This is a genomic window from Mycobacterium sp. IDUB_1 (genome assembly GCF_055419625.1).
Window position 1 is genome coordinate 133,753 of record NZ_JBVAYA010000006.1, and the last position, 26,648, is coordinate 160,400.

At 69.8% G+C, this 26,648-nt stretch carries 30 protein-coding genes; 24 read left to right on the plus strand and 6 right to left on the minus strand.

Annotated features, from left to right (window positions below; genetic code table 11):
* Window positions 1-18: 18 nt before the first annotated feature.
* Genes ACZYYX_RS26985 through ACZYYX_RS26995 form a run of 3 tightly spaced genes read left to right on the plus strand, consistent with a single transcriptional unit; the run spans window position 19 to window position 2,356 of the window.
* A complete protein-coding gene (locus tag ACZYYX_RS26985) occupies window positions 19-1,161 on the plus strand; it encodes an 8-amino-7-oxononanoate synthase (protein WP_463817899.1) in 1,143 nt (380 codons plus the stop codon).
* On the plus strand, window positions 1,158-1,835 hold the full coding sequence (gene bioD, locus ACZYYX_RS26990) for a dethiobiotin synthase (protein WP_463817900.1): 678 nt from the start codon (window positions 1,158-1,160) through the stop codon (window positions 1,833-1,835). The genes ACZYYX_RS26985 and bioD overlap by 4 nt, the downstream gene beginning before the upstream one ends.
* Window positions 1,835-2,356 (plus strand): 2'-5' RNA ligase family protein, encoded by a 522-nt coding sequence (locus ACZYYX_RS26995; RefSeq protein ID WP_463817901.1) that lies wholly within the window; start codon window positions 1,835-1,837, stop codon window positions 2,354-2,356. Before bioD ends, ACZYYX_RS26995 begins: the two co-directional genes overlap by 1 nt.
* On the opposite strand, the gene ACZYYX_RS27000 is transcribed toward ACZYYX_RS26995, so the two are convergent.
* Window positions 2,353-2,928, minus strand: coding sequence for a TetR/AcrR family transcriptional regulator (locus tag ACZYYX_RS27000; RefSeq protein WP_463817902.1), 576 nt, complete (start codon window positions 2,926-2,928; stop codon window positions 2,353-2,355). The two genes, ACZYYX_RS26995 and ACZYYX_RS27000, sit on opposite strands and share 4 nt — an antisense overlap.
* A gap of 50 nt (window positions 2,929-2,978) precedes the next feature.
* On the opposite strand from ACZYYX_RS27000, the gene bioB reads away from it, so the two are divergent.
* Genes bioB through ACZYYX_RS27015 form a run of 3 tightly spaced genes read left to right on the plus strand, consistent with a single transcriptional unit; the run spans window position 2,979 to window position 4,842 of the window.
* Complete coding sequence (gene bioB, locus ACZYYX_RS27005) at window positions 2,979-3,974, plus strand: biotin synthase BioB (protein ID WP_463817903.1); 996 nt, start codon at window positions 2,979-2,981, stop codon at window positions 3,972-3,974.
* Complete coding sequence (gene bsaP, locus ACZYYX_RS27010; protein ID WP_463817904.1) at window positions 3,974-4,201, plus strand: biotin synthase auxiliary protein BsaP; 228 nt, start codon at window positions 3,974-3,976, stop codon at window positions 4,199-4,201. The genes bioB and bsaP overlap by 1 nt, the downstream gene beginning before the upstream one ends.
* On the plus strand, window positions 4,198-4,842 hold the full coding sequence (locus ACZYYX_RS27015; protein ID WP_463817905.1) for a DUF2567 domain-containing protein: 645 nt from the start codon (window positions 4,198-4,200) through the stop codon (window positions 4,840-4,842). The genes bsaP and ACZYYX_RS27015 overlap by 4 nt, the downstream gene beginning before the upstream one ends.
* Here the strand turns inward: ACZYYX_RS27015 and ACZYYX_RS27020 are convergent.
* Together ACZYYX_RS27020 and ACZYYX_RS27025 are read right to left on the minus strand one after the other, a co-directional pair.
* A complete protein-coding gene (locus tag ACZYYX_RS27020; protein ID WP_463817906.1) occupies window positions 4,778-6,130 on the minus strand; it encodes a lipase family protein in 1,353 nt (450 codons plus the stop codon). The two genes, ACZYYX_RS27015 and ACZYYX_RS27020, sit on opposite strands and share 65 nt — an antisense overlap.
* Before the next feature lie 42 nt (window positions 6,131-6,172).
* Complete coding sequence (locus ACZYYX_RS27025) at window positions 6,173-6,850, minus strand: NUDIX hydrolase (protein WP_463817907.1); 678 nt, start codon at window positions 6,848-6,850, stop codon at window positions 6,173-6,175.
* 48 nt (window positions 6,851-6,898) lie between these two features.
* Here ACZYYX_RS27025 and nadA point away from each other — a divergent pair, with 48 nt between their 5' ends.
* The 4 genes from nadA to ACZYYX_RS27045 are packed head-to-tail and all read left to right on the plus strand — an operon-like array spanning window position 6,899 to window position 10,799.
* Entirely contained in the window at window positions 6,899-7,930 is a 1,032-nt protein-coding gene (nadA, locus tag ACZYYX_RS27030) for a quinolinate synthase NadA (RefSeq protein WP_463817908.1), read from the plus strand.
* Window positions 7,927-9,483, plus strand: coding sequence for an L-aspartate oxidase (locus ACZYYX_RS27035; protein ID WP_463817909.1), 1,557 nt, complete (start codon window positions 7,927-7,929; stop codon window positions 9,481-9,483). The genes nadA and ACZYYX_RS27035 overlap by 4 nt, the downstream gene beginning before the upstream one ends.
* Before the next feature lie 8 nt (window positions 9,484-9,491).
* Window positions 9,492-10,346, plus strand: a complete 855-nt coding sequence (gene nadC / locus ACZYYX_RS27040; protein WP_463818048.1) for a carboxylating nicotinate-nucleotide diphosphorylase — start codon at window positions 9,492-9,494, stop codon at window positions 10,344-10,346.
* A gap of 3 nt (window positions 10,347-10,349) precedes the next feature.
* A complete protein-coding gene (locus tag ACZYYX_RS27045) occupies window positions 10,350-10,799 on the plus strand; it encodes a hypothetical protein (RefSeq protein ID WP_463817910.1) in 450 nt (149 codons plus the stop codon).
* Between the two features lie 3 nt (window positions 10,800-10,802).
* On the opposite strand, the gene ACZYYX_RS27050 is transcribed toward ACZYYX_RS27045, so the two are convergent.
* The gene (locus ACZYYX_RS27050; protein ID WP_463817911.1) at window positions 10,803-11,441 is read right to left on the minus strand and encodes a LysE family transporter; all 639 of its coding nucleotides are present in this window, start codon (window positions 11,439-11,441) and stop codon (window positions 10,803-10,805) included.
* Between the two features lie 10 nt (window positions 11,442-11,451).
* Window positions 11,452-11,877: a nitroreductase family deazaflavin-dependent oxidoreductase gene (locus ACZYYX_RS27055; protein WP_463817912.1), complete on the minus strand. Its 426-nt coding sequence runs from the start codon at window positions 11,875-11,877 to the stop codon at window positions 11,452-11,454.
* Window positions 11,878-11,913: 36 nt separating this feature from the next.
* On the opposite strand from ACZYYX_RS27055, the gene hisD reads away from it, so the two are divergent.
* The 8 genes from hisD to hisI are packed head-to-tail and all read left to right on the plus strand — an operon-like array spanning window position 11,914 to window position 18,323.
* Window positions 11,914-13,287 carry a histidinol dehydrogenase gene (hisD, locus tag ACZYYX_RS27060; RefSeq protein ID WP_463817913.1) on the plus strand — a complete coding sequence of 458 codons (1,374 nt, stop codon included), beginning with the start codon at window positions 11,914-11,916 and terminating at the stop codon, window positions 13,285-13,287.
* The gene (locus ACZYYX_RS27065) at window positions 13,284-14,390 is read left to right on the plus strand and encodes a histidinol-phosphate transaminase (RefSeq protein ID WP_463817914.1); all 1,107 of its coding nucleotides are present in this window, start codon (window positions 13,284-13,286) and stop codon (window positions 14,388-14,390) included. Before hisD ends, ACZYYX_RS27065 begins: the two co-directional genes overlap by 4 nt.
* On the plus strand, window positions 14,387-15,004 hold the full coding sequence (gene hisB, locus ACZYYX_RS27070; RefSeq protein ID WP_463817915.1) for an imidazoleglycerol-phosphate dehydratase HisB: 618 nt from the start codon (window positions 14,387-14,389) through the stop codon (window positions 15,002-15,004). The genes ACZYYX_RS27065 and hisB overlap by 4 nt, the downstream gene beginning before the upstream one ends.
* On the plus strand, window positions 15,001-15,621 hold the full coding sequence (hisH, locus tag ACZYYX_RS27075) for an imidazole glycerol phosphate synthase subunit HisH (RefSeq protein ID WP_463817916.1): 621 nt from the start codon (window positions 15,001-15,003) through the stop codon (window positions 15,619-15,621). The genes hisB and hisH overlap by 4 nt, the downstream gene beginning before the upstream one ends.
* A gap of 20 nt (window positions 15,622-15,641) precedes the next feature.
* Window positions 15,642-16,382, plus strand: a complete 741-nt coding sequence (gene priA, locus ACZYYX_RS27080) for a bifunctional 1-(5-phosphoribosyl)-5-((5-phosphoribosylamino)methylideneamino)imidazole-4-carboxamide isomerase/phosphoribosylanthranilate isomerase PriA (protein ID WP_463818049.1) — start codon at window positions 15,642-15,644, stop codon at window positions 16,380-16,382.
* A complete protein-coding gene (locus ACZYYX_RS27085; RefSeq protein ID WP_463817917.1) occupies window positions 16,379-17,197 on the plus strand; it encodes an inositol monophosphatase family protein in 819 nt (272 codons plus the stop codon). Before priA ends, ACZYYX_RS27085 begins: the two co-directional genes overlap by 4 nt.
* Window positions 17,194-17,979 (plus strand): imidazole glycerol phosphate synthase subunit HisF, encoded by a 786-nt coding sequence (gene hisF / locus ACZYYX_RS27090; RefSeq protein WP_463817918.1) that lies wholly within the window; start codon window positions 17,194-17,196, stop codon window positions 17,977-17,979. Before ACZYYX_RS27085 ends, hisF begins: the two co-directional genes overlap by 4 nt.
* On the plus strand, window positions 17,976-18,323 hold the full coding sequence (gene hisI / locus ACZYYX_RS27095) for a phosphoribosyl-AMP cyclohydrolase (RefSeq protein WP_463817919.1): 348 nt from the start codon (window positions 17,976-17,978) through the stop codon (window positions 18,321-18,323). Before hisF ends, hisI begins: the two co-directional genes overlap by 4 nt.
* Here the strand turns inward: hisI and ACZYYX_RS27100 are convergent.
* Window positions 18,311-18,775 (minus strand): peroxiredoxin, encoded by a 465-nt coding sequence (locus tag ACZYYX_RS27100; protein WP_463818050.1) that lies wholly within the window; start codon window positions 18,773-18,775, stop codon window positions 18,311-18,313. The genes hisI and ACZYYX_RS27100 overlap by 13 nt on opposite strands.
* A gap of 41 nt (window positions 18,776-18,816) precedes the next feature.
* On the opposite strand from ACZYYX_RS27100, the gene ACZYYX_RS27105 reads away from it, so the two are divergent.
* The 6 genes from ACZYYX_RS27105 to lgt all read left to right on the plus strand — a co-directional run bounded on the left by ACZYYX_RS27105 (window position 18,817) and on the right by lgt (window position 26,610).
* Window positions 18,817-20,343 carry an anthranilate synthase component I gene (locus ACZYYX_RS27105; RefSeq protein WP_463817920.1) on the plus strand — a complete coding sequence of 509 codons (1,527 nt, stop codon included), beginning with the start codon at window positions 18,817-18,819 and terminating at the stop codon, window positions 20,341-20,343.
* Complete coding sequence (locus ACZYYX_RS27110) at window positions 20,340-20,918, plus strand: TIGR02234 family membrane protein (RefSeq protein WP_463817921.1); 579 nt, start codon at window positions 20,340-20,342, stop codon at window positions 20,916-20,918. The genes ACZYYX_RS27105 and ACZYYX_RS27110 overlap by 4 nt, the downstream gene beginning before the upstream one ends.
* Window positions 20,919-20,990: 72 nt before the next feature.
* Complete coding sequence (gene trpC / locus ACZYYX_RS27115; RefSeq protein ID WP_463817922.1) at window positions 20,991-21,809, plus strand: indole-3-glycerol phosphate synthase TrpC; 819 nt, start codon at window positions 20,991-20,993, stop codon at window positions 21,807-21,809.
* Window positions 21,810-23,072, plus strand: a complete 1,263-nt coding sequence (trpB, locus tag ACZYYX_RS27120) for a tryptophan synthase subunit beta (RefSeq protein WP_463817923.1) — start codon at window positions 21,810-21,812, stop codon at window positions 23,070-23,072.
* The gene (gene trpA, locus ACZYYX_RS27125) at window positions 23,069-23,857 is read left to right on the plus strand and encodes a tryptophan synthase subunit alpha (protein ID WP_335332329.1); all 789 of its coding nucleotides are present in this window, start codon (window positions 23,069-23,071) and stop codon (window positions 23,855-23,857) included. The genes trpB and trpA overlap by 4 nt, the downstream gene beginning before the upstream one ends.
* Window positions 23,854-26,610, plus strand: a complete 2,757-nt coding sequence (lgt, locus tag ACZYYX_RS27130; RefSeq protein ID WP_463817924.1) for a prolipoprotein diacylglyceryl transferase — start codon at window positions 23,854-23,856, stop codon at window positions 26,608-26,610. Before trpA ends, lgt begins: the two co-directional genes overlap by 4 nt.
* The last annotated feature ends 38 nt before the right edge of the window (window positions 26,611-26,648 follow it).

Consider the following 26,648-nt stretch of genomic DNA (forward strand, 5'->3'; position numbering starts at 1 on the left):
GTTCGAGGAGGAGCGCCGGTGACGCGCGTCGGTCTGGATCCGTTGGCCTGGCTCGACGACGTCGCGGCCCAGCGGCGCACCGCCGGCCTGCGCCGGACCCTGCGCGCCCGCCCGCCCGTCGGCGCCGAACTCGATCTGGCCTCCAACGACTACCTCGGTCTCGCCCAGCACCCCCGGGTGCTCGACGGCGGCGTGGCGGCGCTGCGCACCTGGGGCGCGGGGTCCACGGGTTCCCGGCTCGTCACCGGCAACACCGAGCTCCACGAGACGTTCGAGCGCGACCTCGCAGCGTTCGTCGGTGCCGAGTCGGCGCTGGTCTTCTCTTCGGGTTACACCGCCAATCTCGGTGCAGTCGTTGCGCTTTCGGGTCCGGGCGCACTGCTGGTGTCCGATGCGCTGACGCACGCCTCGCTCGTCGACGCATGCCGGCTGTCGCGGGCCCGGGTGGTCGTCACCCCGCACGGCGACGTCGCGGCCGTGGAGGCCGCGCTGGCCGCACGCACAGAGGACCGCGCCGTGGTGATCACCGATTCGGTCTTCTCCGCCGACGGTGTCCTGGCCCCGCTGACCGCGCTGCACGACGCGTGCCGCAGGCAGGGTGCGCTGCTGATCGTCGACGAGGCCCACGGGCTCGGCGTGCGCGGCACGGGTGGCCGCGGCCTGCTCCACGAGGTCGGGCTGGCCGGAGCGCCCGGCATCGTGATGACGACGACGCTGTCGAAGGCGCTGGGCAGCCAGGGTGGTGCGGTGCTCGGCCCTGCCGCGGTGCGCGAGCACCTGATCGACGCGGCGCGACCGTTCATCTTCGACACCGGACTGGCGCCGGCTGGGGTCGGCGCGGCGTACGCGGCACTCGGTGTGCTGATCGACGAACCGTGGCGGGCCCGGCGCGCACTCGACCACGCCGCGACGCTGGCCGAGATCTGCGATGTGGCCGAGACTCCGACCTCGGCGGTGGTTTCGGTGATCCTCGGCGAACCGGACGTGGCGTTCGCCGCAGCGACGGCCTGCCTCGAGCAGGGTGTGCGGGTCGGCTGCTTCCGGCCGCCGAGCGTGCCGGCCGGCACCTCGCGGCTGCGGCTGACGGCGCGGGCGTCCCTGTCCGACGACGAGATGGCCCTCGCACGCAGGGTGTTGACGGAAGTCCTGGCGGCGCGGTGAGCGTTCTCGTCGTCACCGGCACCGGGACGGGGGTCGGCAAGACCGTCGCGACCGCCGCGCTGGCCTGCCACGCCCGGCTCGCCGGCCTCGGCATAGCCGTGTGCAAGCCCGTACAGACGGGTACTGCCGACGGTGACGACGACCTGGCCGAGATCGGCAGGCAGGCCGGGGTGTCCGAACTGTTCCCGGGGTGGCGCTATCCGGAACCGCTCGCGCCGCTGGCTGCCGCGCAGCGGGCCGGCTACGCACTGCCCACCCGCACGGAGCTGGTCGAGCTGGTCCGGCGGGCGGATGCTCCCGGCCGCCTGACGCTGGTGGAAGGTGCCGGTGGGCTGCTCGTGGAGCTCGCCGACGGCGGTGTGACGCTGCGTGACCTGGCCGCCGAGCTGGCCGCGCCGGTGCTGATCGTGGTAGCCGCGGGCCTGGGCACCCTCAACCACACCGCTCTGACGGTGGAAGCGCTTGCAGCTCATGATGTTTCATGCGCCGGCCTGGTGATCGGTTCCTGGCCGGCCCAGCCCGGCGTCGCCGAAATCGACAATCGGGATGCGCTGGCGCGGCTGGCTCCGGTGCGGGCGGCGCTGCCCGCCGGGCTCGGCGCGCTCGGCGCCTCCGACTTCGAGCAGATCAGTGCGCGGGCGTTCGACCCGGGCTGGGTTGCCGGACTGGCCTAGTGGTGCACTCGGTCGAGGCGCTGTTCGACGTCGCCACGGAGACGTCGGTGCGCGGCCTGTGGGACGGGCTGGCGGCTGCGGGAGTGCCCAGTCAGGCCGGGCACACCGCGCCGAGCAACCGGCCGCACGTCACGCTCACGGTGGCCGAGCAGATGGACGACGCCGTGGCTCCGGCACTGCGGCCACTCCTGGACCGCTTACCCCTGCCGTGCGTGATCGGCGCACCGATGCTGTTCGGCGGCGGCCGCACCATCACGCTGGTGCGGCTGGTGGTGCCGTCGGCCGACCTCCTCGCCCTGCACGCCGACATCCACGAGGCCTGTGCACCGCACCTGCCCAAAGGCGCTCTACCGCATGCGGATCCGGGGCGGTGGACACCACATGTGACGCTCGGTCGGCGCATCCCACCCGATCTCGTGCCGCTCGCCCTGTCGGTACCGGGCATCGCCGGCGACATCGACGCCGAGATCACCACGCTGCGCCATTGGGACGGCAACGCCAAACAGGAGCACTGGATCTAGACGGGCTGTTCGCGGCGCGCCAGGATGCCGTCGATCAGCAGCCGCACGCCGAAGTCGAACCGGGTGTCCTGGTCGTCGGCCAGCAACGACGCGTCGGGCAGGTCCGCGCCTGCGGCGTCCCACTGGCGGCGGGACTGCTCGTCCACGGTGAAGCCGAGGACGTAGTACACGACCGTCCGGGCGGTCAGGTCGGCATTCGTCGCCGGCACGCCGGCCTCCGCGGCGGCGTCGGTCAGCTGACTCACCACGTCGGTCATGACCGCCGACTGTGCGGCGGCGAAGCTCGCCGACACCAGTTCGGCTCCGTCGGTGTGGGACAGCAGCGCATCGCGCATCTGCCGGCACAGCGCCACCACGCGGGTGTGCCAATCGCCCGCTGGCCGAATGACCGGCGCCAGGATGTGGTCGGCGACCGCGCCGAGCAGCTGCTGCTTGTTCGCGAAGTGCCAGTAGAGCGCGCCCGGCGACACCTCGAGCTCGCGGGCCAGCCGCCGCATCGACAGATCGGCGAGCCCGTAATCGTCGAGCAGCGAGGTCGCCGCCGCGACCACGTCGCGTTTGTGGAGCTGCACGCCAGTACCCTAACCTGAACACCGTTCAATTGGGCAGCGAGGAGAAGTGTATGAGCGACATTCTGGCGGTGGCACGCGAACAGGTGCTCGAGCGGGGTGTCGGCCTCGACCAGGACCAGACGCTGCAGGTGCTGCAGCTGTCCGACGACCGTCTCGACGAGCTGCTCGCGCTGGCCCACGAGGTCCGCATGGCCCACTGCGGCCCGGACGTCGAGGTCGAGGGCATCATCAGCCTGAAGACCGGAGGCTGCCCCGAGGACTGCCACTTCTGTTCGCAGTCAGGACTTTTCGCCTCGCCGGTGCGCAGCGCCTGGCTCGACGTGCCGAGCCTGGTCGAGGCCGCCAAGCAGACTGCCAAGACCGGTGCCACCGAGTTCTGCATCGTGGCCGCCGTCCGTGGACCCGACGAGCGGCTGCTGGCCCAGGTCGCCGCGGGCATCGAGGCGATCCGCAACGAGGTCGACATCCAGATCGCGTGCTCGCTCGGCATGCTCACCCAGGAGCAGGTGGATCGCCTGCGGGACATGGGCGTGCACCGCTACAACCACAACCTCGAGACCGCCCAGTCGTTCTTCACCAACGTGGTGACCACCCACACCTGGGAGGAGCGCTGGGAGACGCTGCAGATGGTGCGTGAGGCCGGCATGGAGGTGTGCTGCGGCGGCATCCTCGGGATGGGGGAGACGCTCGAACAGCGCGCCGAATTCGCCGCCAATCTGGCCGAATTGGACCCGCACGAGGTCCCGCTGAACTTCCTCAACCCGCGCCCGGGCACGCCGTTCGGTGACCTCGAGGTGCTGCCCGCCGCCGAGGCACTCAAGGCCGTCGCCGCGTTCCGGCTCGCCCTGCCCCGCACGATGCTGCGGTTCGCCGGGGGTCGGGAGATCACGCTCGGCGACCTCGGCGCCAAGAAGGGCATCCTCGGCGGCATCAACGCCGTCATCGTCGGTAACTACCTGACCACCCTGGGCCGGCCCGCCGAAGCCGATCTCGAGTTGCTGGAGGATCTGCAGATGCCGATCAAGGCACTCAACGCAAGCCTGTGATGGTGCGTGAGCTGCCCGCGCCGGTGGGCGCCGGCGTCTTCAACGTCTACACCGGTGAACCCGCGGGATCGACGGTGCCCACCGCCGCAGCGCTGGGTCTGGAACCCCCGAGGTTCTGCGCGGACTGTGGCCGCCGGATGGTCGTGCAGGTCCGCCCGGACGGGTGGTGGGCCAAGTGCTCGCGACACGGCCAGGTGGATTCGAAGGATCTGGAGCTCTACCGGTGACCGGAGCTCCTATCTCCCGCGTCCATGCCGCGCTGCGGGTCATCGTCGGGCTCGCGGTCGCCGGGGCGCTGTGCGGGGCGCTGTGGGCGTGGCTTGCGCCTCCGATCCACAGCGTGGTCGCGCTGACGCGCAGCAACGACCGGGTGAAGGCCTACCTCGGCAACGAGGGCGATCACTTCTTCACGGCCGCGTTCCTGATGGTCGGCTTCCTCTCGGTGCTCGCCGTGATCGCGGCGGTCACCGTGTGGCAGTGGCGAACCCAGCGTGGACCGGTGATGATGGCGGCCCTCGGCGTGGGCACCATCGTGGCATCGGCCGCCGCGGTCGGTGCCGGGGCGGCGCTGGCGGGGCTGCGCTACGGACACCTCGACGTGGCGGCGGTCGACGTCACCGAGCAGAACCGGGTCAGCTACGTCGTCGAGGCGCCGTCGGTGTTCTTCGGCCACACGCCGTTGCAGGTGGCGCTGACGCTGCTGCTGCCCGCGGCGGTCGCCGCGATGGTGTACGTGCTGGGCGCGGTGTCGACCACCCGCGACGATCTCGGGGGTTGGCCGCCGGTCGAGCCGGGAGCGCCGGCTACTGGTCGAAGCGCGACAGAGGCTGACGTTCCACCCGTCGCCCCGTCATCACCTTCACCGTGATCTTGCCCAGGGTGAACATGCCCCGGTAGGTCGACGGGTTCAGCAGCGTCGGCCACTTGGTGCGCTTGATGTTGTCGCGCAGCGGCTTTTCGGCGAACCGGTCGCGCAGCCAGCGCAGCGTCATCGGCGCCGACATCGGGTGCAGCAGGAGATGCTCGCTGAACAGGTCGCGGTGGTAGGTGACGCGGGCGCCGCCGCGCACGTAGGTGTGGGCCAGTTCATCGATGTCGTCGACGCAGATGATGCGGTCATGCACGGCCTGCACGATCAGAACCGGTACCGACGGCGCGGCCGTGCCCAGCTTGATGCTGTCGAACACGTGTTGCACCTCGGGGCTGAGCAGGATCTCCTCGAGCGGCCGGTCGACCATGTCGGCCATGTCGCGGCCCGCACAGGCCACCATCGCCTGGGCGGTGGTCATGGTCTGGATGCGCTCCAGTAGTGCCTTGCCCTCCGGAGTGGCGTGCTCGGCGATGATCCGGTCCAGGTCCGGGTAGATGTGGCAGAGCGCGGCGACGACGAGCGCGGGCAGTCCGGCGTAGATGCTGCCGTTGAGGCGGCGGAACGTGTGCCCCAGGTCGCCGACCGGCGAGCCGAGGACGGCGCCGACCACGTTGAGTTCCGGCGCGTAGGCGGCCTGTACCTCCGCGGCCCACGCCGAGGCCAGTCCGCCGCCGGAGTAACCCCACAGTCCGATGGGTGAATCGGCGGCGAGCCGGAACGTCGGGTGATTGATGGCAGCCCGAACGCCGTCGAGGATGTGGTAGCCGGGCTCGTAGGGTGCGCCCCACATGCCGGTCGAGCCCTCGTGGTCGGGCACCGACACCGCCCACCCTTCCGCGAGGGCGGCGGCGATCAGCAGGAACTCGAACTGGGCCACGGCGCCGACGGCCTTGGCTCCGCGGCGCAGCGCATAGGACGGGAAGCACCGGCTCGCCACGGCGTCGATGGCGCACTGGTAGGACACCACCGGGAGCGGCCGCGTGTGGTCGCGCTCGGTCGGGATCAGCACGGTGGTGACGCCGGCCTGCGGATCGCCCTGGAAGTCGGTGGTGCGGTAGAGCAGCTGGGTGGCGCTGAATTTCTGCGGGATCAGGCCGAGGAATGCCAGCTCCACGTCGCGGGAGCGCAGCACGGTGCCGGGGAGGGCGTGCTCGTAACCCTCGGGCGGCTCGTAGAACGGGTCGTCGGACGGGACCACCGGTCGCTGCCTGGGGCGAAGCGCCTCATGGTGGGGTTGACCGATCCAATCGGCCCCTGTCGCCCGCGCCGCGCTGCCCAAGTCCATCCAGGCATTGTTACTTAAGAATGCGCTAAGAAGCCAGTCGACTCACCCGGGCGGACGCAATGCAGCGAATTCGTCGGTGACCCGATAACGGGCGTCGGCGAACCGGTAGAGCGCCGCCGGACGGCCTCCGCTGCGTCCCGACCGTGCCGTTGTGCCAGTGCGCGTGATCACGTGACGACGCTCCAGGACGCGCTGCAGGTTGGTCGCGTCGACCGGGTGCCCGAGGGCGGCACTGTAGATGTCGCGCAGCGTCGAGAGCGCGAATTCGGCTGGCGCCAAGGCAAATCCGATATTCGTGTACGACAGTTTCGCGACCAGACGGGTGCGTGCGTGGTCGACCATCGGGCCGTGGTCGAAGGCCATCGGCGGTAGGTCGCCGACGGGGTGCCAGCGGGTGTCGGGGGGTAATTCGGGGATGGCGGGGGAGGGGACGAGGCCCAGGAATGTCGAGGCGATGGTGCGGTCGCCGGGCACGCGATCGGGTTCGGAGAACACCGCCAGCTGTTCGAGGTGGGCGAGTTCCCGCAAATCGACCTTCTCGGCGAGCTGGCGGCGCACCGAGTCGGTCAGCGTCTCGTCGCGGCCCAGCCTGCCGCCCGGGAGCGCCCAGCGTCCGCGCTGCGGGTCGAGTGCCCGTTGCCACAGCAGTACGTGCAGCGCATTCTCGCGAACCTGAAACACGGCGGCGAGGACTTCGTGCTGGGTGCTACGATGTGGCATGTTTTCGATTGTAAGTCGAAAACCTCGAAACAAGGTAAGGAGACGGCGATGACCGTGCTCGCAACCGACAGTGCCGACCGCATCGTCGACGGTCCCGACGGCTACACCGGTGTCGACGGGGACGCCGCATGGGCGGCCGAGGTGCGTCGACTGCTCGACCTGCGCGGCGCCACGCTGCTGGCGCACAACTATCAGTTGCCCGCCATCCAGGACGTCGCCGATCACGTGGGCGACTCGCTGGCTCTGTCGCGCATCGCCGCGGAGGCGCCCGAGGACACGATCGTCTTCGCGGGAGTGCACTTCATGGCCGAGACGGCCAAGATCCTCTCGCCGGACAAGACGGTGCTGATTCCCGACCAGCGGGCGGGCTGCTCGCTGGCCGACTCCATCAGCGCCGACGAGTTGCGGGCGTGGAAGGCCGAGCATCCCGGCGCTGTGGTCGTCTCCTACGTCAACACCACGGCCGCGGTGAAGGCCGAAACGGACATCTGCTGCACGTCGTCCAACGCGGTCGAGGTCGTCGCCTCCATACCCGCCGACCGTGAGGTGCTGTTCTGCCCGGACCAGTTCCTCGGCGCCCACGTGCGCCGCATGACCGGGCGGCAGAACCTGCACGTCTGGGCCGGTGAATGCCACGTGCACGCGGGCATCAACGGGGACGAACTCGCCGAGCAGGCGCGCACCCATCCCGACGCCGAGCTCTACGTGCACCCCGAATGCGGTTGCGCGACATCGGCTCTCTACCTCGCAGGCGAGGGTGCCTACCCACAGGAGCGGGTCAAGATCCTGTCCACCGGCGGCATGCTCGACGCCGCCCGGGAGACCGGTGCACGGCAGGTCCTGGTCGCCACCGAGATCGGCATGCTGCACCAATTGCGCCGTGCCGCACCCGATGTCGACTTCCAGGCCGTCAACGACCGGGCCTCCTGCCGGTACATGAAGATGATCACCCCCGCGGCCATGCTGCGCTGCCTGACCGAAGGTGCCGACGAAGTGCACGTCGATCCCGACACCGCCGCGCGAGCGCGTGCCAGCGTCACGCGGATGATCGAGATCGGGCAGCCCGGCGGCGGGGAATGACCGCCAACGGCACAGGTTGCGGCGGCTCCGGCGGCTGGCGCCTGCGCGCTGACGTCGTCGTCGTCGGAACCGGGGTGGCCGGTCTGGCTGCCGCGCTGGCCGCGCACCGCCGCGGCCGCACCGTGATGCTGCTGAGCAAGGCGGCAGAGACGGCGACGTTCTACGCCCAGGGCGGGATCGCCGTCGTCCTGCCCGACGGGGACGACTCCGTCGACGCGCACGTGTCCGACACCCTCGCCGCGGGCGCCGGGCTCTGCGACGCCGCTGCGGTGCGCTCGATCGTGGCCGACGGTGCCCGGGCGGTGGCCGAATTGGTCGGCGCCGGAGCGCGTTTCGACGAGTCGGAGCCGGGCCGGTGGGCGCTGACCCGCGAAGGCGGGCACACCCGTCGGCGCATCATCCACTCCGGAGGTGACGCCACGGGCGCGGAGGTGCAGCGCGCGCTCGACCACGCCGCCGCGTCGCTCGACATCCGCCGCAACCACGTCGCGCTCGACCTGCTGATCGACGGCGGCGCCGTCGCCGGTGTCTCGGTGCTCAGCCAGGACGGCCCGGGAACCGTCCACGCACCGTCGGTGATCCTCGCCACCGGCGGACTCGGACATCTCTACCGGGCGACGACCAACCCCGACGGCTCCACGGGAGACGGTGTCGCGCTGGCGATCTGGGCCGGATTGCCGGTCTCGGACGTGGAGTTCGTCCAGTTCCATCCGACCATGCTCTACACCGGCCCCGTTCCAGGCCGCCGGCCACTGATCACCGAAGCGCTGCGTGGTGAGGGCGCGACACTGATCGACGCGCACGGCGATCCGGTGACGGCCGGTGTGCACCCGATGGGTGACCTCGCTCCGCGCGATGTCGTGGCGGCGGCCATCGAGGCTCGCATGGCCGCTTCCGGGGACCCGTGTGTCTACCTCGACGCCCGCCACGTGGCCGATGTGGCACGTCGGTTCCCGACCGTCACCGCCGCCTGTCTCGCCGCAGGTATCGACCCTGCGCGGCAACCTATTCCGGTGGTTCCCGGCGCGCACTACAGCTGCGGGGGAGTCGTCACCGATGTGCACGGGCGCACCGCGATCGACGGGTTGTTCGCCGCAGGGGAGGTGGCCCGCACCGGCATGCACGGCGCGAATCGCCTGGCGTCCAACAGCCTGCTCGAGGGTCTTGTCGTCGGTGGGCGCGCCGGCGTCGCCGCCGCCGAGCACGCCGAGATGGCCGGGCCGCCGCGCGTGGTCGTCGCAGACCCGTCCCTGCGGCCGGTGCTCGCACGGCCGGCGTTGCAGCAGGCGATGAGCAGCTACGCCTCCGTCGTCCGCGACGAGGACGGGTTGAGCCGGCTGGCTGCGCAGCTCGACAGCGCGGAATCGCGAACGATCAGCTCGCGCAGCATGTTCGAGGACGCCGCGCTCACCGCGGTGGCCGCTGTGGTCGGCTCGGCGGCGCGGGCGCGCACCGAGACCCGGGGCTGCCACCACCGCAGCGATCACCCCGACACCGATCCGACCCAGGCGGTCAGCATCGTCTGCGGCCCGGTCGCGTCAGGATGCCGGTGATGGCCCCGATGCTCACGGCCGAGGAGGAGGTCGACGCGCGGTCGATCATTTCCCGCGGGCTCGACGAGGACCTGCGCTACGGGCCTGATGTCACCACGCTGGCCACGGTCGCCGAAGACGCCACCACGACGGCGTCGGTGGTGGCGCGGGAACCAGGCGTCATCGCCGGCGGTGACCTCGCGCTGATCGTGTTCGACGAGGTGCTCGGCGCCGGGGGCTACCGGGTGATCCACCAGGTGCCCGACGGGACCCAGCTGGAACCGGGTGGTGCCGCACTGATCGTCGAGGGGCCGACGCGCGGGCTGCTCACCGCCGAGCGCACCATGCTCAACCTGCTGTGCCACCTGTCGGGAATCGCCACGGCCACCGCGGCGTGGGTGGATGCGGTGGCGGGCACGCGGGCCCGGATCAGGGACACCCGCAAGACGCTTCCGGGGATGCGGTCGCTGCAGAAGTACGCCGTGCGCGTCGGCGGCGGCGTCAATCACCGCATGGGGCTCGGCGATGCGGCGCTGATCAAGGACAACCACGTGGCCGCTGCGGGCTCGGTGGTGGAGGCACTGCGCAGGGTCCGCGAGGTCGCGCCCGATCTGCCATGCGAGGTGGAAGTCGATTCCCTCGAGCAGCTCGACGAGGTGCTCGCCGAAGGCGTCGAACTGGTGCTGCTGGACAACTTCCCGGTGTGGCAGACGCAGATCGCGGTGCAGCGCCGGGCGACGCGCTCACCTCAGACGATGCTGGAGTCCTCGGGCGGGTTGTCGCTGGACAGCGCAGCAGACTATGCGGGCACCGGAGTCGACTATCTGGCGGTCGGGGCGCTCACGCACTCGGTGCGGGTGCTCGACCTGGGTCTGGACCTGTAGCCGATGCGTGTCTCACCGGGTCTGGCTCTCGCGGTGGCGCTGCTGTCGACGGGCATATCGGCGGTTGCGCTGGTGCGCACCCTCGATCACGGCACCGACTACACCGACGCGCAGCGCTCCGCGGCGACGGCACGGATCTGCACGGCCTTCGACACCGTGCGCGCGGGGGTGGCGACCAACACCAACGTGACGGCGCCCGAGGACATCAGCGGATCGCTGGCCGCCGCGGCCAACGCGCGGCTGGCGCTGACGGACGGCGGGCTGTACCTGCTGGCCCGGCTGGACCCGGCCACGCCGGCAGATCTCGCCGACTCCGTCCGGACCTTCGCCAACGCGTTGATGGACATCGGTGCGGCCGCCACAGCGGGTGCCCCGAACACCGATCCGGCGCAGGCCAAGCGGCTGGAAGCGGCGGAGTCGGCCAGCGCGGCCGTCAGCAACCGCTGCCGCTGATCCTCAGGCCGGCAGCGGGCCGCGGCGCAGCAGCGAGAGCACGACGGCGGCGGCCGCGAAAAGGCCCGCGAACACGCGGTTGAGCACGGTTTGCTGCCGCGGCGTGCGCAGCCACGTCAGCAGGCGCACCGCGAGACTGGTGTAGAGACCCATCACCACCAGGTCGACGACGACCATCGTGACCCCGATCGCCAGGTACTGCGGCAACAGCGGTGCCGTCGGAACCACGAACTGCGGCATCACCGCGAGAAAGAACAGCAGCCCCTTCGGATTGGTCGCGTTGACCAGGAAGCCCCGCGCGACGAGCGCCCGGCGACTGCCGGCGACCACCTGGTTCACGTGATCACGAAGGTCCACTCCGACGCTGCGCCACTGCCGGAACGCCAGATATGCCAGGTAGCCCACGCCCAGCCATTTGATGATCGTGAACGCCAGGATCGAGTTCGCGACGGCGGCGCCCAGCCCGATCGCCACGAGCGTCAGCTGCAGCATCAGCCCGATCTCGAGACCCAGGATGCTCCAATAACCCCGGCGCACCCCGTGCGTCAGCCCGGTGGCCATCGACTGGATGGCGCCGGCGCCGGGGGAGACCGCGATCAGGATGGCGGCGCCGAAGAACGCCAGCCACATCTGCCACGTCATGACGGTCTGCTCACGATGCGATGTCCGCGACGAAGACCCCGGACCGCTTGGCGACCATCTGGGCCATCCGAGGCAGGGAGGGATCGGTGGTACCGGCCGGCAGCACCCGCGGGCGCACCAGATGGTGGGTGGTGCTGCCGATGCGGATGTCGGCTTCGCCGGCGGCCAGGACGTTCTTGACCCAGTTCGTCTTGCCGTGCGCCAGTCCGATCGCGAGCACCGAGCCTTTGCGGTACGGCGTGACGATCGTCTCGTACTCCGTGCCGGAGGTGCGTCCGCGGTGGTGGATCACCCCGAGTCCGGGCATGCGCTTCGACAGGGGCCGCAGCAGCGGGTTGATGTACTTGATCTGCAATCTTTCGAACCAGGGCGGGAAGATCATCGGCACGCCGGGCGCGTTGTTGGGGTGGCTGCTCTTGCTCGGCCGGTCCGGCATGACGCCTCCGATTCTGATTTGTGTTGCTCTGGGACAATGGTCAGCGTGAATGTATCGCCACGGCTCCTGCGGCGCATCGACCTGCGTGGCGCGACGCTCTCGGCGGCCCGCCTGCGGACCGCGCTGCCCCGGGGCGGCGTCGACGTCGACGCCGTGCTGCCCAAGGTCCGCCCGATCGTGGAGGCCGTCGCCGAGCGCGGCGCCGAGGCCGCGCTCGAGTACGGCGCCTCGTTCGACGGTGTGCGCCCCGACCAGGTCCGCGTGCCCGCTGATCAGCTGCGCGCAGCTCTCGACGAGCTCGATGCCGACGTCCGTACCGCGCTCGAGGTCGCGATCGAGCGGGCCCGCGCCGTGCACACCGATCAGCGCCGCACCGACACCACCACCACGCTCGCCCCCGGGGCGACCGTCACCGAGCGTTGGGTGCCCGTGGAGCGGGTCGGTCTCTACGTCCCGGGTGGCAACGCCGTCTATCCGTCGAGCGTGGTGATGAACGTCGTGCCGGCGCAGACCGCCGGTGTGGAGTCGCTGGTGATCGCCAGCCCGCCGCAGAAGGACCATGGCGGGCTGCCGCATCCGACGATCCTGGCCGCCGCCGCGCTGCTCGGGGTCGACGAGGTGTGGGCCGTCGGCGGCGCCCAGGCCGTCGCGCTGCTCGCGTACGGCGGCACCGACACCGATGGCGCTGGGGCAAGCGAAGCACCGGGAAATGGCACCGAACTGGCCCCGGTCGACATGATCACCGGGCCGGGCAACATCTACGTCACCGCCGCAAAACGGATCTGCCGCTCACAGGTCGGCATCGACTCCGAGGCCGGCCCCACCGAGATCGCGATCCTGGCCGACCACACCGCCGACCCGGTGCACGTCGCGGCCGATCTGATCAGCCAGGCCGAACACGACGAGATGGCCGCCAGCGTTCTCGTCACCGACAGCATCGCGCTGGCCGATGCCACCGACGCCGAGCTGGCCCGCCAGCTGGAGACGACGGTGCACCGTGAGCGGGTGAGCGCCGCGCTGAGCGGTCAGCAGTCGGCGATCGTGCTGGTCGACGACATCGACACCGGTCTGCGGGTCGTCAACGCCTACGCCGCCGAGCACCTGGAGATCCAGACCGTCGACGCGCCCGGGGTCGCGGCGCGGGTCCGGTCCGCGGGCGCGATCTTCGTCGGTGCCTGGTCCCCGGTGAGCCTTGGCGACTACTGCGCCGGCTCCAATCACGTCCTGCCCACAGCCGGCTGCGCGCGGCACTCCAGCGGGCTTTCGGTGCAGACGTTCCTGCGCGGCATCCACGTCGTGGACTACACCGAGGCGGCGCTCAAAGACGTTGCCGGGCATGTCATCACGCTCGCCAACGCCGAAAACCTGCCCAGCCACGGGGAAGCGGTGCGCAGGAGGTTCGAGAGGTGAACCCCGGTCGAGCCATCACGCTGGGGGAGCTGCCGCTGCGCGAGGACCTGCGCGGGAAATCGCCCTACGGGGCGCCGCAGCTCTCGGTGCCGGTGCGGCTGAACACCAACGAGAACCCGCACCCGCCGACCCAGGCACTCGTCGACGACGTCGCCGCATCGGTGCGGGAGGTCGCCGCCGAACTGCACCGCTACCCCGACCGCGACGCTGTGGCGCTGCGCACCGACCTCGCTGCCTACCTGACGGGTCAGACCGGCGTCCCCGTCGGTGTCGAGAACGTCTGGGCGGCAAACGGTTCGAATGAAATCCTGCAGCAGCTTCTACAGGCGTTCGGCGGGCCGGGCCGCAGCGCGATCGGTTTCGTGCCGTCCTATTCGATGCACCCGATCATCTCCGACGGCACCCAGACGCAGTGGCTGGCCGCGCACCGCGCTGACGACTTCGGCCTCGATGCCGCGATCGCCGCCACCGCGATCAAGGAGCACCGCCCAGACGTCGTGTTCGTCACCAGCCCGAACAACCCGTCCGGGCAGAGTGTTTCGCTCGACGACCTGCGGCTGCTCCTCGACGCGATGGCCGGTGGCGTGATGATCGTCGACGAGGCCTACGGCGAGTTCTCGTCGCAGCCCAGCGCGCTTGCACTGATCGACGAGTATCCGAGCCGGGTCGTGGTGTCGCGCACGATGAGCAAAGCGTTCGCGTTCGCCGGCGGGCGGCTGGGTTACCTGGTGGCGGCCCCCGCGGTCGTGGACGCGATGTTGCTGGTGCGTCTGCCGTATCACCTCTCGTCGCTGACCCAGGCCGCGGCGCGGGCGGCGCTGCGGCACGCCGACGACACCCTCGGCAGTGTCGCGACGCTGATCAGCGAACGCGAGCGGGTCTCTGCGGCGTTGACGGACATGGGTTTCCGAGTGATCCCGAGTGATGCCAACTTCCTGCTGTTCGGGGAGTTCAGCGATGCCGCGGCGACGTGGCAGGCCTACCTCGACGCCGGGGTGCTGATCCGCGACGTCGGCATCCCCGGATACCTGCGCACCACCATCGGCCTGGCCGACGAGAACGACGCACTGCTGAGCGCCAGTGCCCGACAAGGAGTGAAGTGAGCCGTCCCCACAGGTACGCGAAGGTCGAACGCAAGACGAAGGAATCCGACATCGTCGTCGAGCTCGACCTCGACGGCACCGGACAGGTGAGCATCGACACCGGTGTGCCGTTCTTCGACCACATGCTGACCTCGCTGGGCACCCATGCCCGGTTCGATCTCACGGTGAAAGCCGTGGGCGACATCGAGATCGAAGGCCACCACACGATCGAGGACACGGCCATCGTGCTGGGTCAGGCGCTGGGGCAGGCACTCGGCGACAAGAGCGGTATCCGCCGGTTCGGCGATGCGTTCATCCCGATGGACGAATCGCTGGCGCACGCCGCCGTCGACGTGTCGGGCCGGCCGTATTTCGTGCACACGGGGGAGCCGGAGTTCATGGTCAGCTTCACCATCGCGGGCTCGCAGGCGCCGTACCACACCGTGGTCAATAAGCACGTCTTCGAATCCTTGGCCTTCAATGCGCGCATCGCGCTGCACGTGCGCACTCTGTACGGGCGCGATCCGCACCACATCACCGAGGCGCAGTACAAGGCCGTGGCTCGGGCGCTGCGCGAGGCCGTTGAGTACGACGAGCGGGTCAGCGGCGTGCCGTCGACCAAAGGGACCTTGTGACAACGAAACTGGTGGTGCTGGACTACGGTTCGGGCAACCTGCGGTCGGCTCAGCGGGCGCTCGAGCGGGTCGGCGCAGAGGTCGAGGTGACCGCTGATCCCGGCGCCGCGATGGCCGCCGACGGTCTCGTCGTGCCGGGCGTCGGTGCGTTCGAGGCCTGTATGACGGGCTTGCGCGCGGTCGGTGGCGAGAAGATCATCGCCGAGCGCGTCGCCGCCGGGCGGCCGGTGCTCGGCGTGTGCGTCGGGATGCAGATCCTGTTCTCGCGAGGCGTGGAGTTCGGTGTCGAGTCGACCGGCTGCGGTCAGTGGCCGGGCGCGGTGGTCCGCCTCGATGCGCCGGTGATCCCGCACATGGGCTGGAACGTCGTCGACGCCCCCGCCGACAGTGTCCTGTTCCGGGGCATGGATCCGGCCACCCGCTTCTACTTCGTGCACTCGTATGCCGCCCAGCAGTGGGAGGGCGACCCGGACGCGGTGCTCACGTGGGCCACCCATCACGTCCCGTTCCTGTCGGCTGTCGAAGCGGGCCCGTTGTCGGCCACACAGTTCCACCCCGAGAAGAGTGGGGACGCCGGTGCCGAATTGCTGTCCAACTGGATCGGGGCGCTAAGTTGACCGGCGTGAACGCACCGAAACTGGTCCTGCTGCCCGCCGTCGACGTGGTGGACGGACGCGCCGTGCGCCTGGTTCAGGGGCAGGCCGGCAGCGAGACCGAATACGGCTCGGCGCTGGATGCGGCGATGACGTGGCAGCGGGACGGCGCCGAATGGATCCATCTGGTCGATCTGGACGCGGCATTCGGCCGCGGCTCGAACCGGGAGCTGCTCGCCGAGGTGGTCGGCACGCTCGACGTGGCGGTCGAACTGTCCGGCGGCATCCGTGACGACGAGTCGCTCGCCGCGGCGCTGGCCACCGGCTGCGCCCGCGTCAACCTCGGTACGGCGGCGCTGGAGAACCCGCAGTGGTGCGCACGCGTGGTGGCCGAGCACGGCGACAAGGTCGCGGTGGGCCTGGACGTATTGATCGACCCGTCCTTGCCTGACGGCGGGCACCGGTTGCGCGGCCGCGGCTGGGAAACCGACGGCGGCGACCTGTGGTCGGTGCTGGAGCGGCTCGACCGCGAGGGATGTTCGCGCTTCGTGGTCACCGACGTCACCAAGGACGGCACGCTGAACGGGCCCAACCTCGAGCTGCTCTCGTCGGTGTGCGAGCGCACCGACGCGCCGGTGATCGCGTCGGGCGGGGTGTCCAGTCTGGACGACCTGCGCGCGATCGCCACGCTGACCGGTACCGGCGTCGAGGGGGCGATCGTCGGAAAAGCCTTGTACGCAGGCCGTTTCACGCTGCCTGAGGCGCTGGCCGCGGTCGGCACGTGACGGTCGACGCGCGCCAGCTCGGCGAGCTCCTCGATACGGCCGCGGGCGTTCTCGACGGCGCTTCGGCACAGTTCATCGCCGGCCACGGCGCCGACTCCGCGGTGGCCAAGAAGGGCAACGACTTCGCCACCGAGGTGGATCTCGCGATCGAGCGCCGGGTGGTCGCCGAGCTGCAGCGCCTCACCGGCATCGGGGTGCACGGCGAGGAATTCGGCGGGGAGTCCATCGATTCGGAGCTCGTCTGGGTCCTGGATCCGATCGACGGCACATTCAACTACGCGGCGGGCTCGCCGATGGCGGCGATACTGCTCGGTCTGCTGGTCGACGGTGAACCGACATTGGGCCTGACATGGCTGCCGTTCATGGGACAGCGCTACACGGCGGTTCTCGGCGGCCCGGCGCGCTGCAACGGACAGGAACTGCCTCGGCTGGACCGCGCAGGCCTGGACGACGCGATCGTGGGCACCGGCACCTTCAACGTCGATTCGCGCGGCCGCTACCCGGGCCGGTATCGGGCGACAGTGCTCGCGAACCTCAGCAGGCAGTGTTCGCGGATGCGGATGCACGGCGCCACCGGCATCGACCTGGCCTATGTCGCGGCGGGAATCCTCGGCGGAGCCATGAGTTTCGGTCATCACATCTGGGATCACGCCGCAGGTGTGGCGCTGGTGCGGGCCGCGGGTGGTGTCGTCACCGATCTGGCGGGGGAGCCGTGGACGGTGACGTCCCCTTCGGCGCTGGTGGCGGCGCCCGGAGTGCACGAGGAAATGCTCGACATCATCTGTTCGGCCGGTGACCCGAAGGACTACCTGTGAGCACCGGCGGTGTCGTCGCGACCCGCGTGATCCCGTGCCTGGACGTCGATGCCGGCCGCGTGGTCAAGGGCGTGAACTTCGAGAACCTGCGCGACGCAGGCGATCCCGTGGAGTTGGCCGCGGTCTACGACGCCGAAGGCGCAGACGAACTGACGTTCCTGGACGTCACGGCGTCGTCGTCAGGGAGGTCCACGATGCTCGAGGTGGTGCGCCGCACCGCCGAGCAGGTGTTCATCCCGCTGACCGTCGGCGGCGGGGTGCGCTCGGTCGCCGATGTGGACATGCTGCTGCGTGCCGGCGCGGACAAGGTGTCGGTCAACACGGCTGCGATCGCGCGCCCGGAGTTGCTCTCGGAGTTGTCGCGGCAGTTCGGTTCGCAGTGCATCGTGCTGTCGGTCGACGCGCGCACCGTGCCTGAGGGCTCGCAGCCCACGCCGTCGGGCTGGGAGGTCACGACGCACGGCGGGCGCCGGGGGACGGGCATCGACGCGATCGAGTGGGCGACGCGCGGTGCCGAACTGGGGGTCGGGGAGATCCTGCTGAACTCCATGGACTTCGACGGCACGAAGGCCGGCTTCGATCTTCCGATGCTGCGGGCGGTGCGCGGCGCGGTGTCGGTGCCGGTGATAGCCAGCGGCGGGGCCGGTGCCGTGGAACATTTCGCGCCCGCCGTTGTTGCAGGAGCCGACGCCGTGCTGGCGGCCAGCGTGTTCCACTTCGGGGAGCTGACCATCGGCGAAGTGAAGGCGGCGATGAGTGCGGAAGGCATAACAGTCAGGTGAGTCTCGATCCCGCGATAGCGCAGCGCCTCAAGCGCAATGCCGACGGCCTGGTCGCCGCCGTGGTGCAGGAGCGTGGCTCCGGTCAGGTGCTGATGGTCGCGTGGATGGACGACGACGCCCTGGCCCGCACGCTGGAAACCCGTGAGGCGACGTACTTTTCGCGTTCCCGCGGCGAGCAGTGGATCAAGGGCGCGACCTCGGGCCACACGCAGCGCGTGCATTCGGTGCGCCTGGACTGCGACGGCGACACCGTGCTGCTGGAAGTCGACCAGCTCGGCGCGGCGTGCCACACCGGCGATCACACCTGCTTCGACGCCGATCTGCTGCTGGGTCAGGCCGACTGACGTCTGCGCAGCGTCTGCAGCGCCTTGTCGGCGTGGCTGTCCATGCTGATCTCGCTGGCGATCACGTCGAGCACGGTGCGGTCGGTGTCGATGACGAAGGTGGTCCGCTTGACCGGCAGGAATTTGCCCAGCAGCCCACGCTTGACCCCGAACTGCTCGGCTACGGCACCGTCGGTGTCCGAGAGCAGCGGGTAGTCGAATTTCTGCTGGTCGGCGAAGCGCGCCTGCTTGTCGACAGCGTCGGCACTGATGCCGACGCGGGTGGCGCCCACGTCGGCGAATTCGGCGGCCAGATCGCGGAAATGGCATGCCTCCTTGGTGCATCCGGGCGTCATCGCGGCGGGATAGAAGAACAGCACGATCGGCCCGGCGGCCAGCAGTTCGGCCAACGACCGCGTCGTCCCGGTCTGGTCCGGCAGTTCGAAATCGGCTACCCGATCACCCGCCTTCACTGGATTCATGGATTCCACGGTACGTCTGGGAGAATGCCCGTGTGCAGTCCACCGCCAGTCTCACTGTGACGACGTCGCGTGAGGACTTCCGGGCGCTGGCCGTCGAGCACCGTGTGGTGCCGGTGACCCGCAAGGTGCTCGCGGACAGCGAGACGCCGCTCTCGGCGTACCGCAAGCTCGCCGCCAATCGCCCCGGAACGTTCCTCCTGGAGTCCGCGGAGAACGGACGGTCCTGGTCGCGGTGGTCGTTCATCGGCGCGGGCGCGCCGTCGGCGTTGACCGTGCGCGACGGCTACGCCGCGTGGCTGGGTGTGACCCCGCAGGACGCCCCGTCGGGCGGTGATCCGCTGGAGGCGCTGCGCGCGACGCTGACGCTGCTGCAGACGGCGCCGCTGCCCGGTCTGCCCCCGCTGTCCTCAGGCCTGGTCGGGTACTTCGCCTATGACTTCGTGCGGCGGCTCGAGCGCCTGCCGGAACTCGCAGTCGACGATCTCGGATTGCCCGACATGGTGTTGCTTCTGGCGACCGACATCGCTGCGGTGGACCACCACGAGGGCACGATCACGCTGATCGCCAACGCGGTGAACTGGAACGGCACCGACGAGCGCGTCGACGAGGCCTACGACGACGCCGTCGCCCGACTGGACGTCATGACCTCGGCGTTGGCCGAACCGCTGGCCTCGACGGTGGCCACGTTCTCCCGGCCCGCTCCGCTGCACCGCTCGCAGCGCACGGTCGAGGAGTACACCGCGATCGTCGACAAGCTGGTCGGCGACATCGAAGCGGGTGAGGCCTTCCAGGTGGTGCCCTCGCAGCGCTTCGAGATGGACACCGACGCCGACCCGCTGGATGTCTACCGGATGCTGCGGGTCAGCAACCCCAGCCCGTACATGTATCTGCTCAACGTTCCCGACGGCGACGGCCAGCTGGACTTCTCGGTCGTCGGCTCCAGCCCCGAAGCCCTCGTGACGGTGAAGGACGGCCGGGCCACCACGCACCCGATCGCCGGGACCCGCTGGCGCGGTGAGAACGAGGAGGAGGACGTCCTTCTCGAGAAAGAGCTCCTCTCGGACGAGAAGGAACGCGCCGAGCATCTGATGCTGGTCGACCTCGGCCGCAACGATCTGGGCCGGGTGTGCAGGCCGGGCACGGTCAAGGTCGAGGACTACAGCCACGTCGAACGCTACAGCCACGTCATGCACCTCGTGTCGACGGTGACCGGGCTGCTGGCCGACGGCAAGACGGCCCTCGACGCGGTGACGGCCTGTTTCCCGGCGGGCACTCTTTCGGGCGCGCCGAAGGTCCGCGCGATGGAATTGATCGAAGAGGTGGAGAAGACCCGGCGCGGTCTCTACGGCGGGGTGTTGGGATATCTCGACTTCGCCGGCGACGCCGACTTCGCGATCGCGATCCGGACCGCGCTCATGCGGCGCGGTACCGCCTACGTGCAGGCCGGCGGCGGCGTCGTCGCCGATTCCAACGGCCCGTACGAGTACAACGAGGCCGCCAACAAGGCCCGCGCGGTGCTGAACGCGGTCGCCGCGGCCGAGACGCTGAGCGAGCCGTGACGCGCCTCGGGCAGCTCGCGCTGGTTCTCGCCGCGGTGGCGCTGTGGGGGGCGTCCCGTCTGACGTGGGTGCAGGTCTCCTCGTTCGACGGGCTGACGCATCCGAAGACCGATGATCTGACGGGCGCGACGTGGTCGACGGCACTGATCCCGCTCGCCCTCGTGGTGCTGGCGGCCGCGGTGGCAGCGTTGGCGGTGCGCGGCTGGCCGATGCGCATCCTCGCGGTCCTGGTCGCCGGAGCCAGCGCGGCGATGGGCTACCTCGCGATCAGCCTGTGGGTCGTGCCCGATGTCGGTGCGCGCGCCGCGCGTCTGGCCGAGGTGCCGATCACCGCATTGGTGGGCACCGAGCGGCATTCCCTGGGGGCGGTGCTCACGCTGGTGGCGGCGGCTCTGTCGCTGTTCGGGGCGGTTCTGCTGCTGCGCTCGGCGACTCGTTCGGGCGGCGACACCGCCCGCTACGCGCGCCGGCCGGCCGAGGCCGCGGACACCGGCGAGGCGATGTCGGAGCGGATGATCTGGGACGCTCTCGATGCCGGGAACGACCCGACCACGACGGACAAGAAGGGGCGGTGACGGGCCGTGGTGTCGTGGCGACTACCCTTCGTTAAGAATCAAACGGCCGTCAGGGGAAGGGAAACGACAGCTATGGGTTCGGCGACCGTCCTCGACTCCATCCTCGATGGGGTGCGTGCTGATGTCGCCGCTCGCGAGGCCGTCGTCAGCTTGGCCGAGGTCAAGGAAAAGGCCAAGCGTGCACCTGCGCCCCTCGACGTGATGGCAGCCTTCCGGGCGCCGGGCATCGGGGTGATCGCCGAGGTCAAACGGGCGAGCCCGTCGCGCGGCCAGTTGGCCTCGATCGCCGATCCGGCCGAGCTCGCGCGGGCCTACCAAGACGGCGGTGCCCGCGTGATCAGCGTGCTGACCGAGCAGCGCCGTTTCCATGGCTCCCTCGACGACCTGGACGCGGTGCGCGCGGCGGTGTCGATCCCGGTGCTGCGCAAGGACTTCATCGTGCGGCCCTACCAGATCCACGAGGCCCGCGCCCACGGCGCCGACCTGCTGCTGTTGATCGTCGCCGCGCTCGAGCAGCCGGCGCTGGAGTCACTGCTCGAACGCACCGAATCCCTGGGGATGACCGCGCTCGTCGAGGTTCACACCGAGGAAGAGGCCGACCGCGCGCTGCAGGCGGGGGCTTCGCTCATCGGTGTCAACGCCCGCGACCTCAAGACGCTCGAGGTCGATCGTGACTGCTTCGCGCGTATCGCGCCGGGGCTGCCGAGCCACGTCATCCGGGTCGCCGAGTCGGGTGTTCGGGGCACGGCGGACCTGCTGGCCTACGCCGGTGCCGGCGCGGACGCCGTGCTCGTCGGCGAAGGCTTGGTGACCAGTGGAGATCCCCGCAGTGCCGTCGCTGACCTCGTCACCGCCGGCACGCATCCGTCGTGCCCGAAACCCGCGCGCTAAGTGACCACGCACCTGGAACCGGAACTGCCGCGCGCCAGCGCCGCAGTGGCCGAACCGACCTCGCACGATCCCGACGCCCGCGGCCACTTCGGGGTGTATGGCGGCAGGTTCGTCCCCGAGGCGCTGATGGCCGTGATCGAAGAGGTGACCGCCGCCTACGAGAAGGCTCGCGGGGACCAGACGTTCCTCGACGAGCTCGACCGGCTGCAGCGGCACTACACCGGGCGGCCCTCACCGGTGTACGAGGCGGAGCGGCTGGTCGAGCACGCCGGCGGCGCACGGATCTTCCTGAAGCGAGAAGACCTCAACCACACCGGTTCTCACAAGATCAACAACGTGCTCGGGCAGGCGCTGCTGGCCAAGCAGATGGGCAAGACCCGGGTCATCGCCGAGACCGGTGCCGGCCAGCACGGGGTCGCGACGGCGACGGCGTGCGCGCTGCTGGGCCTGGAGTGCGTGATCTACATGGGTGCGGTCGACACCGCGCGCCAGGCACTCAACGTCGCGCGGATGCGGTTGCTCGGTGCCACGGTGGTGGCGGTCGAGTCCGGTTCGAAGACTCTCAAGGACGCGATCAACGAGACGTTCCGCGACTGGGTGACCAACGCCGACAACACCTACTACGCCTTCGGGACGGCGGCCGGTCCGCACCCGTTCCCGATGATGGTCCGCGACTTCCAGCGCGTCATCGGCCTCGAGGCGCGCGCCCAGATGCTCGACCAGGCAGGCCGCCTGCCCGACGCGGTCGTGGCGTGCGTCGGCGGTGGCTCGAACGCGATCGGCATCTTCCACGCCTTCATCGACGACCCGGCGGTACGCCTGGTCGGATACGAGGCGGCCGGCGACGGTGTCGAGACCGGACGGCACGCCGCGACCTTCACGGGCGGGTCGCCCGGCGCGTTCCAGGGCTCCTACTCATACCTGCTGCAGGACGAAGACGGTCAGACCATCGAATCCCATTCGATCTCAGCGGGTTTGGACTATCCCGGCGTCGGACCCGAGCATGCGCTGCTCAAGGACATCGGCAGGGCGCGGTACGAGCCGATCACGGACACCGAGGCGATGGATGCGCTGTCGCTGCTGAGTCGCGCCGAGGGCATCATCCCGGCGATCGAGTCGGCGCACGCGATCGCGGGCGCGCTGAAACTGGGCCAGGAGTTGGGCCCGGGGTCGATCATCTTGGTGAACCTGTCCGGGCGCGGCGACAAGGACGTCGAGACCGCGGCGCGCTGGTTCGGTCTGTTCGAGGAAAATCCGAAATGAGTCGATTGGCAAGCGTTTTCGGTGCCTGCCGGGACGAGGGCCGGTCGGCTCTGATCGGCTACCTGCCGACCGGGTTCCCGGACGTGGACACCTCGATCGCAGCGATGGTCGCTCTCGTCGAGGCGGGCTGCGACATCATCGAGGTCGGCATCGCGTATTCCGATCCAGGGATGGACGGGCCGGTCATCGCGGCCGCCACCGAGGTGGCGCTGCGCGGCGGGGTCAAGGTGCGGGACACTCTGCGGGCGGTCGAGGCAATCAGCGCCGCCGGTGGCAACGCGGTGGTGATGACGTACTGGAACCCTGTGTTGCGCAAGGGCGTTGATGCGTTCAGCCGCGATCTGGCGTCGGCGGGAGGACTGGGGATGATCACCCCGGATCTGATCCCCGACGAGGCCGACGAGTGGCTGGCGGCCTCGGAGGCACACGATCTCGACAGGATCTTCGTGGTGGCGCCGTCCTCGACGCCGGAGCGGCTCAGCGCGACGGTCGATGCCTCGCGCGGGTTCGTGTACGCGGCGTCGACGATGGGTGTCACGGGCGCCCGGGACGCGGTGTCGAATGCGGCGCCGGAGTTGGTGCGGCGCATCAAGGAGCTCTCCGACGTTCCGGTCGGGGTGGGTCTGGGCGTGCGCTCGAGGGAGCAGGCCGCTCAGATCGGTTCGTACGCCGACGGTGTGATCGTGGGGTCGGCGCTGGTGTCGGCGTTGACCGACGGCATCCCGGCGATGCGATCGCTGGCAGAAGAATTGGCTGACGGGGTAAGGCAAAGGGTCACTGCGTGACGTCGACGGTGCTGGCATACATCCCGAGTCCGTCGCAGGGGGTGTGGCATCTCGGCCCCTTCCCGTTGCGTGCGTACGCGCTGTTCATCATCGCGGGCATCGTGGCAGCCCTGGTGTTGGGCGACCGTCGCTGGGTGGCGCGCGGTGGAGAGCCGGGCGTCATCTACGACATCGCGTTGTGGGCGGTGCCGTTCGGCCTGATCGGTGGCCGGCTCTATCACGTCATGACGGACTGGCGAACCTACTTCGGTGAGGATGGCGCGGGATTCGCTGCCGCGCTGAGGATCTGGGACGGCGGACTCGGAATCTGGGGCGCGGTGGCGCTCGGTGCGGTCGGAGCGTGGATCGCGTGCCGGCGGCGGGGGATACCGCTGCCCGCGTTCGGAGACGCGATCGCGCCGGGAATCATCCTGGCCCAGGCCATCGGACGGATGGGCAACTACTTCAACCAGGAACTGTACGGGCGCGAGACGACGATGCCCTGGGGTCTGGAGATCTACGAGCGGGTGAACTCGGCGGGGGTGCCGGACTCGCTGAATGGTGTGTCGACCGGTCAGCTGATCGAGATCGTCCACCCGACGTTCCTGTACGAATTGCTCTGGAACCTGCTGGTGTTCGCGGCGCTGATCCTGGTGGATCGCCGGTTCCGGATCGGACACGGCCGGCTCTTCGCGCTGTATGTCGCCGGCTACTGCGTGGGCCGGTTCTGGGTGGAGCTGATGCGCAGTGATGCGGCGACACACATCGCGGGCATCCGGATCAACACGTTCACCTCGACGTTCGTGTTCATCGCCGCGGTGGTCTACATCATGGTCGCGCCGAAGGGCCGCGAAGATCCGCTGTCGCTGCGTGGCGCGCCGGAGGGTGGCGAGTCGCGCGCCGAGGACATGGTCAAGGACGTGGCGTTGGGAGCGTCGACGACCGGCGTGGTCGCGGCGGCGATCGTGGCGTCCGAGGACGACGAGAAGTCGGTCGCCGAAACGGCCGACGACGAGGACGTCTTGGTCGAGCGTGATGCCGATCTGGAGACCGTCGAGGGTGACGTGGTCGCCGACGGCGATGAGCTGGTCGAGCCGGTTGATACCGCCGACGAACCCACGGAGCGGGAGGCGGGTCTGGGTTCGGTGGATGCCGATGAGGTCGCCGAAGCGGTGGGTGAGGCTGAGGTCGCGCACGCGGTGGCTGTCGAGGGTGAGGACGCGGCTGAGGCGCTGACTGACGAAGAGTCGGAACCGGTCGTGGAGTCCGAGGCCGTCGAGTCGGATGCTGACGCCGCCGAAGGCGCGTTCGCGGACGAAGCCGAGGAGCCTGAGGCTGGTCTCGGTTCGGTCGATGCCGATGAGGCCGCAGAAGCGGTGAGCGATGCCGAGGTCGCGCACGCGGTGGCTGTCGAGGGTGAAGACGCCGCTGAAGCGCTGACCGCCGAGGAGTTTGACGCAGCCGACGAGGCTGAGTCGGCCGAGCCGGAGGCTGGTCTCGGTTCGGTGGATGCCGATGAGGCCGCCGAAGCGGTGGGTGAGGCTGAGGTCGCGCACGCGGTGGCTGTCGAGAGTGAAGACGCCGCTGAAGCGCTGACCGCCGAGGAGTTTGACGCAGCGGAGGAGCCTGAGGCTGCGGAGCGAGAGGCTGGTCTCGGTTCGGTCGATGCTGACGAGGTTGCCGAAGCGGTGGGTGAGGCTGAGGTCGCGCACGCGGTGGCTGTCGGAGGTGAGGACACGGCTGAGGCGCTGACCGCCGAGGAGTCTGAAACGGTCGAAGAGACCGAGACTGTCGAGTCGGATCCTGCCGCTGAGGCGCTGACCGCCGACGAGTTTGACGAAGGCGACGAGGCTGAGTCAGCCGAGCCGGAGGCGGGTCTCGGGTCGGTGGATGCCGACGAGGCCGCAGAAGCGGTGAGCGATGCCGAGGTCGCGCACGCGGTGGCTGTCGAAGGTGAGGACGCGGCTGAGGCGCTGACCGCTGTTGAGTCTGATGCTGCGGAGCCGGAGGCGGGTCTCGGGTCGGTGGATGCCGACGAAGTCGCGGACGCAGTGAGTGACGCTGAAGCTACTCACGCGGTGGCGGTCGAAGGTGAGGAAGCGGCTGAGGCGCTGACCGCCGACGAGTTTGACGAAGGCGACGAGGCTGAGTCAGCCGAGCCGGAGGCGGGTCTCGGGTCGGTGGATGCCGACGAGGCCGCAGAAGCGGTGAGCGATGCCGAGGTCGCGCACGCGGTGGCTGTCGAAGGTGAGGACGCGGCTGAGGCGCTGACCGCTGTTGAGTCTGATGCTGCGGAGCCGGAGGCGGGTCTCGGGTCGGTGGATGCCGACGAAGTCGCGGACGCAGTGAGTGACGCTGAAGCTACTCACGCGGTGGCGGTCGAAGGTGAGGAAGCGGCTGAGGCGCTGACCGCCGACGAGTCTGACGCAGCCGAGGAGCCTGAGGCTACGGGACCGGAGGCGGGTCTCGGTTCGGTCGATGCCGATGAGGCCGCCAAAGCGGTCGGTGAGGCCGAAGTTGCCCACGAGGTGGCGGTTGAGGGTGAAGACGCGGCCGAGGCGCTGACACACGACGGTGAGCCAGAGACCGCTGAGCCAGAAAGCCGCGACAGCGACGCATCGGGTGACCAATCAGAGCCCAATGACGACGACACCCCAGGCGCTGAGACTCCTGCCGCCGCTCCCAAAGCAGCCGAAAGACCCACTGCAGCAGGCCTTTCCGTCGAGGTGGGTCAGCGCGTCCTGCAGTGGGCTCGTCGTCGCAGAAATCGCTGAGCTCTCACCACTGAGTTATCCACAGGCGCAAAAATCTG